The following is a 6,240-nucleotide window of genomic DNA, read 5'->3' on the forward strand; positions in this document are numbered from 1 at the left end:
CGCACCGCGCGGGGGCAATTCCAGCCCGTCCGGCGTTTGAGGACGTCTTTGACCCGCACTCGGCGACGGGCAGAGGTCAAAATCAAGCCTGTCCGGCGATTGAGGACATCAGTGAGCGGCACCGCCCACCGGCGGAGACTGGCCCACCCCGAGGCGGGGGCTCGTTCACCTTCCCCGGCGGCGTGAGGGGGGTGGGGTCGGAGGAGGTGCGTGTGGCCGGACGTAAAGCGTGTTTTGTGGCGCATGGCTACCGTGAACTGGACGAGTTCCTGAGGCGCCGTAAAACATGCAGTCCGGACATACGTACCTCCGGAGGCCCCGGCCCCCGTCACCACGGCAAACCCAAGCCCGTCCGGCGATTGAGGACATCAGTAAGCCGCGCCCGAGCACCGGGCAGAGGCCACAACCAAGCCCGTCCGGCGCATGAGGACAAAGACCAAGCGAAACGGCCACCACGCACAGGTGCGTACGATTCGGCGGTGAACGCCGACACCCTCCCCACCACGGACGCCCTACGCACCGCCCTCGCCGGCCTCCTGGACGGCATGCCGCCCAAGACCGCCGCGCAAGCCGTCGAGCGCCTCATCGCGAACTACCGGGGGGAGACCCCCACCGGCACCCCCCTGCTGCGCGACCGGTCGGACGTCGCCGCCTACGCCGCCTACCGGATGCCCGCGACGTTCGAGGCGGTACGGGCCGCGCTGGACGCGCTCGCGGAGGCCGCGCCCGGATGGGCGCCCCGCAGCCACCTGGACGTGGGGGGCGGTACCGGCGCCGCAGTCTGGGCCGCCGACGCGACGTGGGCGGAGCCCCGTACCACCACCGTCCTGGACTGGGCGGAGCCCGCCCTCGCGCTCGGCCGGGAGCTGGCCGAACGCTCCGGCCTCCCCGCGCTGCGTACCGTCGACTGGCGGCGCGCCAGGATCGGCACCCCGCTCGCCCTGCCCGACACCGACCTGATCACGGTCTCGTACGTCCTGAACGAACTGACCGAGCGCGACCGGGGCGCGCTCGTCACCGACGTCGCGCGGGCGGCCCAGGCCGTGGTGATCGTGGAACCCGGCACCCCTGACGGTTACTTGAGGATCATTGAGGCCCGGCGTCAGCTCATCGGCGCGGGGCTGCGCGTCGCCGCGCCCTGCCCGCACGACGGCGCCTGCCCGATCGAACCGGGCACGGACTGGTGCCACTTCGCCGCCCGGGTCGCCCGTTCCTCCCTGCACCGGCAGGTGAAGGGGGGCTCGCTGCCGTACGAGGACGAGAAGTTCAGCTACGTCGCGGCGGTTCGCCACGACCCGCGGCCTGTGCGGAACCGGGTCATCCGCAAACCGCAGATCCGCAAGGGGCAGGTGCTGCTGGAGCTGTGCACCCCGTCGGACGGACTGCGCGGCGAGACGGTCACCAAGCGGCGCGGCGAGCTGTACCGCGCGGCCCGGGACACGGCCTGGGGCGACGCGTGGCCCCCGGCCGACTCCGGGGCCGGTGGCGCGGACGAGCAGGAGGACGAGTAGACCGGCCGTGATTCGTTCGGGTGATTCCCGTGAGCGGTGTCCTGGCGGTGAGTGAGACGATACGTCTCGCCTCTTGCCGTTGGTAGATTCACGTCATGGCCGACAGCAGGGCACCCGACTCCACCCGCCGCAGCGACCGGTCGCGCCGGGCGATCTACGACGCCGCGCTCGCCCTGGTCACCGAGGTCGGCTACGCGAAGACCACCGTCGAGGGCATCGCGGCCCGCGCCGGAGTCGGCAAGCAGACGATCTACCGGTGGTGGCCCTCGAAGGGCGCCGTCCTCCTCGAAGCCTTCCTCGATCTCACCGAGCAGGCCGCCCGCGCCGTCGCCGACGGGGCGGGCACGTACGAGATCCCCGACACCGGTGACCTGGCCGCGGACCTCAAGCTGGTGCTGCGCGCCACGGTCGACGAGATGAACGATCCCGCGTTCGACCTCCCCTCACGCGCCCTCGCCGCCGAGGGGATCGTCGACGCCGAACTGGGCGCCGAGTTCGCCCGCAAGCTCCTCGAACCCCAGCTCCAGCTCTACGTGAAGCGGCTGCGGGCCGGCCAGGAAGCCGGTGACGTACGGCAGGACCTCGACCTCCGTATCGCCCTGGAACTCCTCGCCGGCCCCCTCGCGCACCGCTGGCTGCTCCGTACCCTCCCGCTCACCCACGCCTACGCGGACGCCGTCGCCGACTACGCCCTGTACGGTCTCGCCCCGCGCGGCTGACCGGCGCGCCTGCCCGGCGGGCCGGGGCGGGGGCGGCGGGGGCAGGACGCGGACGACCGTACGGACGACCGGCGGACCCCCGGCGGACGACCGGCGACCCCCCGGCGGCTCCCCCGTGGCCGACCCCCGGCTGGGAAGTGCGGCCACCCGGGAGGCAGGATGGTGCGACCATGGAAGAGGCCGCAGGGGCCGGCGTGAGGTGTGTGAGGGGATAGATGGGCGACGACTTCGGCCGCTACCGCGGCACGGACAGCAGGATTCCCCAGTGGTTGCGCAGGCGTGCCAAGAAGAGCGCCGAGGCGCTCGACGGGGCGGCGGCCGACCGGGAGGCACTGCTGCTCGCCGTGGCCGACGCCGGGATGCCCGTCTCGCCCGCGGCCCATCCCGTCGGCTACCGCTGTTCCTGCGAGCGGATCGGCTGTCCGACCCCGGCCAGGCACCCCATCTCCTTCGCCTGGCAGACCCAGTCCACCACCGACCGCGCCCAGATCGAGCGGTGGGCCCGCAACCAGCCCCAGGCCAACTTCATCACCGCGACCGGCATGATCCACGACGTGCTCGACGTACCGCTGGAGGCGGGCAGCCGGGCGCTGGAGCGGCTCCTGGAACGGTCCGTGGACGTCGGCCCGGTGGCCGATTCCGGCGGCGACCGCATGCTCTTCTTCACCGCCACCCGGGGCACCCCGGACGACGAGGACGAGTGGTGGCCCTGCGAACTGGACTGCCACCCCGAGACGATGGACGAACACCCGGGGCTGCGCTGGCACTGCCGGGGCAGTTACGTCCTCGTACCGCCCGCGCGGCTCCCCGGCGACCTGGCGGTGCGCTGGATCCGCGGCCCCGAGCTGCCGCTGCCCGATCCCCTGACGCTGCTGGAGACCCTGACGGACGCGTGCGCGCGCTACGCGGGCGAGAACGGCGAACTGGACCCGCACGCGGTGGCCTGGCCCCTGGGCCGCTGAACGACCGCGCCGGCGGGCCGCATTACGAGCCCACGGCCCCGGTCACACCCTGCAAACGGCCTATGACGTCGACCTGGCCGGAGGCCGTCCCGGCGCCCGCCCCGGCGCGTGGGACGACCACCGCCTGGTTCGACATCCACTCCTTCGTCACGGTGTTGGTCACCGTGCCGGTCATCAGCGCCTTCACGTCCGCGCTCACCTGCGGCCGCAGCCCCTTCGCCGCCGTCTGCCGCTCGAAGAAGCGCGTGGCGAAGAAGACGAACGCGCCCCCGTCCTCCGTCGCCAGCCCGACCGGGGCGAAGTCCCCGCCGTTCAGGGGCTGGTCGACGTACTGCTGGGTGAACCCCGGGACCCGCGCCCGCTTCTGACGGTCCGTCCGCCACGCGGTGGTGTGCGGCCCCGGCGCGAAGTGCGCGGGCTCACCGGTCCGCAGGTACGAGGTGTACTCGGCGCTCAGCGCCTTCGGCGCCACCGCGAAGTCCGAGTCGTCCGGCGATATCGCCTCGCCCCAGCCGTCCTTGTCGGTCTTGAAGGCCGGCACCGCGCCCTTGGCCAGGATCGTCAGATACGCGACCTCCCACGGACGGTCCTTGGCGTTCCGCACGAACACCAGCAGCCAGCTGTTGTCCTGCGGCCCGCCGTCCACGTCCCGGTTGCTGTCGGTGTCCGCGAGGAAGAACCGCGGCCAGCCCGCCTTCTTGGGGATCGTGAACTTCGCGTCGGTCAGCTCCAGCGGTACGTGCCGGGGGTTGCCGCCCGGGTCCGTGACGCTCCGCGACTTCAGCCCGGCCTGGTTGATCGCGCCCAGCGCGCCCGTGACCTGCTCCGCGTCCAGCGCCGGATCGTACGCCAGGTCCGAGGCGTTGTACGCGTCGGTGAAGACCTTCAGCGCCCGCGCGGCCTCACTCCGCTTCGCCGACGGTACGACCGCCAGCTCCCCGTGCACCGTCACGCACCCGCTCGCTGTCAGTGACAGCGACGTGACCGCCGCCAGCCCCACCACTGCCCGCATCGGCCTCATCATCGGTCGCCTTCTGCTCCTCGGCCCCGCCCCCGCCTCCAACTGACCGTCCGAACCATACCGGGGCCAGGAACAGCGCGAGTGTCGGGATCAGGTAGAGCAGCCACACCACCAGCTGGACCACGGTGGGATCCGGCTGGAAGTTGAAGACGCCCTTGAGGAGTGTGCCGTACCAACTGTCCGGCGGGATCGTGGAACTGATGTCGAAGGCCTTGTCGGACAGGCCGCCGATGTGGTCGGCCTCCTGGAGGTCGTGCACCCCGTACGCGAGCACTCCCGCCGCGACGACGACCAGCATCCCGCCGGTCCAGGTGAAGAACTTCGCCAGGTTGATCCGGAGCGCGCCCCGGTAGAAGAGCCACCCCAGCACCACGGCGGTGGCGAGCCCCAACAGCACGCCGGCCAGCGGCTCGTACGTGCCGTCCTGCGACGCGCGCACCGACGCCCAGACGAACAGCGCCGTCTCCAGGCCTTCGCGGCCCACCGCGAGGAACGCCGTCGCGACCAGCGCGCCCGTGCCCATCGCCAGCGCCGCGTCGAGCTTGGCCCCCAGGTCCGCCTTGAGGTGCCGGGCCGTACGCCGCATCCAGAAGACCATCCACGTCACCAGGCACACCGCGACGATCGACAGCGAACCGCCCAGCGTCTCCTGTGCCTCGAACGTCAGCTCCTGCGAGCCGTATTCGAGACCGAAGCCGAAGGCGAGCGCCAGCACGATCGCGACCGAGATCCCGATCCAGATGGGCCGCAGCGCGTCGCGCCGGCCCGTCTTCACCAGGTACGCGACGAGGATGCAGACGACGAGACTGGCCTCCAGGCCCTCTCGCAGACCGATCAGGTAATTGCCGAACACGGCGGGTCCCTTCTGCTCTCTCTGCTCAGGAGACCAGCGTCCGGCCCCACCAGTCGTCCTTGTCCCGGACGCCCGGCGGGATCGCGAAGACCGCTGAACCCACGTGCTGGATGTACTCGTTGAGCGCGTCGGAGCGCGCGAGGGACTGCTGTACGGGGATGAACGCGTCCCGCACGTCCCGCTGGTAGGCCAGGAAGAACAGGCCCGCGTCGAGCCGGCCGAGCCCGTCCGTACCGTCGGTGAAGGAGTAGCCGCGCCGCAGCATCCGTACCCCGTGATGGGAGTCCGGGTGCGCGAGGCGCACATGCGCCGTCGGCAGCATCGCCTTGAGGTTGGGCTTGTCGTGCTCGTGCGCCTTGCCGACTGCCGCGCCCTCGCCCTTGTCCCGGCCGAAGATGTCCTCCTGCTCCTGGAGGGAGGTGCGGTCCCAGCTCTCGATCCGCATCGAGATCCGGCGCGCGACCAGGTAGGACCCGCCGGCCAGCCAGCCGGCCCCGTCCTTCCCCGACACCCACACGTGCCGGTCGAGCGCGGCCGTGTCCGTCCCGTCGATGTTGCTGGTGCCGTCCTTGAACCCGAAGAGGTTACGGGGGGTCTGGGCGCCCGGAGTCGTCGACGACGTCTTGCCGAAGCCCAGTTGGGACCAGCGCACCGCGACCTTGCCGAAGCCGATGCGGGCGAGGTTGCGGATGGCGTGCACGGCGACCTGTGGATCGTCCGCGCACGCCTGCACGCACAGATCGCCGCCGGTGCGCGCCGGGTCGAGGTTGTCGCCGGGGAACGCGGGCAGGTCCACCAGCGCGTCGGGCCGCCGGCCCTCCAGGCCGAACCGGGCCTTGGCGAAGAGCGAGGGGCCGAAACCGACAGTCAGGGAGAGCCGGGACGGCTTGAGCCCCAGCGCCTCGCCCGTGTCGTCCGGCGGCGCCTCGGCGAGCCCGCCGTACGCGCCGTCGCCGACCGCCTGGCCCGCGGTCATCCGCTCGGCGGCCCGCGTCCAGTCCTTGAGGAGCTGGGCCAGCTCGGCCCGGTCCTTCGTCGTCACGTCGAACGAGGCGAAGTGCAGCCGGTCCTGTACGGCGGTGGCGATGCCGGCCTGGTGCGTACCGTGGAAGGGGACCGCCGCGCCGCTCTCCGCGGCGGGCTCGGTCGATTCCCCGGCGCGCACCGCCGCGAC

6 protein-coding genes are annotated in these 6,240 nt (G+C 72.1%); 3 read left to right on the forward strand and 3 right to left on the reverse strand.

Annotated features, from left to right (window positions below; all coding sequences use genetic code 11):
• Window positions 1–479 precede the first annotated feature (479 nt).
• The 3 genes from GT042_RS28505 to GT042_RS28515 all read left to right on the forward strand — a co-directional run bounded on the left by GT042_RS28505 (window position 480) and on the right by GT042_RS28515 (window position 3,192).
• Complete coding sequence (locus GT042_RS28505; RefSeq protein ID WP_161311583.1) at window positions 480–1,511, forward strand: small ribosomal subunit Rsm22 family protein; 1,032 nt, start codon at window positions 480–482, stop codon at window positions 1,509–1,511.
• Window positions 1,512–1,606: 95 nt separating this feature from the next.
• The gene (locus tag GT042_RS28510; protein WP_161311584.1) at window positions 1,607–2,230 is read left to right on the forward strand and encodes a TetR/AcrR family transcriptional regulator; all 624 of its coding nucleotides are present in this window, start codon (window positions 1,607–1,609) and stop codon (window positions 2,228–2,230) included.
• 215 nt (window positions 2,231–2,445) lie between these two features.
• Window positions 2,446–3,192 carry a bifunctional DNA primase/polymerase gene (locus tag GT042_RS28515; RefSeq protein WP_161311585.1) on the forward strand — a complete coding sequence of 249 codons (747 nt, stop codon included), beginning with the start codon at window positions 2,446–2,448 and terminating at the stop codon, window positions 3,190–3,192.
• A 22-nt stretch (window positions 3,193–3,214) separates the two neighbouring features.
• On the opposite strand, the gene GT042_RS28520 is transcribed toward GT042_RS28515, so the two are convergent.
• The 3 genes from GT042_RS28520 to efeB form a co-directional block, all read right to left on the reverse strand.
• On the reverse strand, window positions 3,215–4,213 hold the full coding sequence (locus GT042_RS28520) for a hypothetical protein (protein ID WP_237531300.1): 999 nt from the start codon (window positions 4,211–4,213) through the stop codon (window positions 3,215–3,217).
• On the reverse strand, window positions 4,095–5,066 hold the full coding sequence (efeU, locus tag GT042_RS28525) for an iron uptake transporter permease EfeU (RefSeq protein ID WP_161311587.1): 972 nt from the start codon (window positions 5,064–5,066) through the stop codon (window positions 4,095–4,097). Before efeU ends, GT042_RS28520 begins: the two co-directional genes overlap by 119 nt.
• Window positions 5,067–5,091: 25 nt before the next feature.
• Window positions 5,092–6,240, reverse strand: a 1,149-nt coding sequence (gene efeB, locus GT042_RS28530) for an iron uptake transporter deferrochelatase/peroxidase subunit (RefSeq protein ID WP_161311588.1), incomplete at its 5' end; no start/stop codon positions are given.

The organism is Streptomyces sp. SID3212 (assembly GCF_009865405.1).
Classification (GTDB): domain Bacteria; phylum Actinomycetota; class Actinomycetes; order Streptomycetales; family Streptomycetaceae; genus Streptomyces.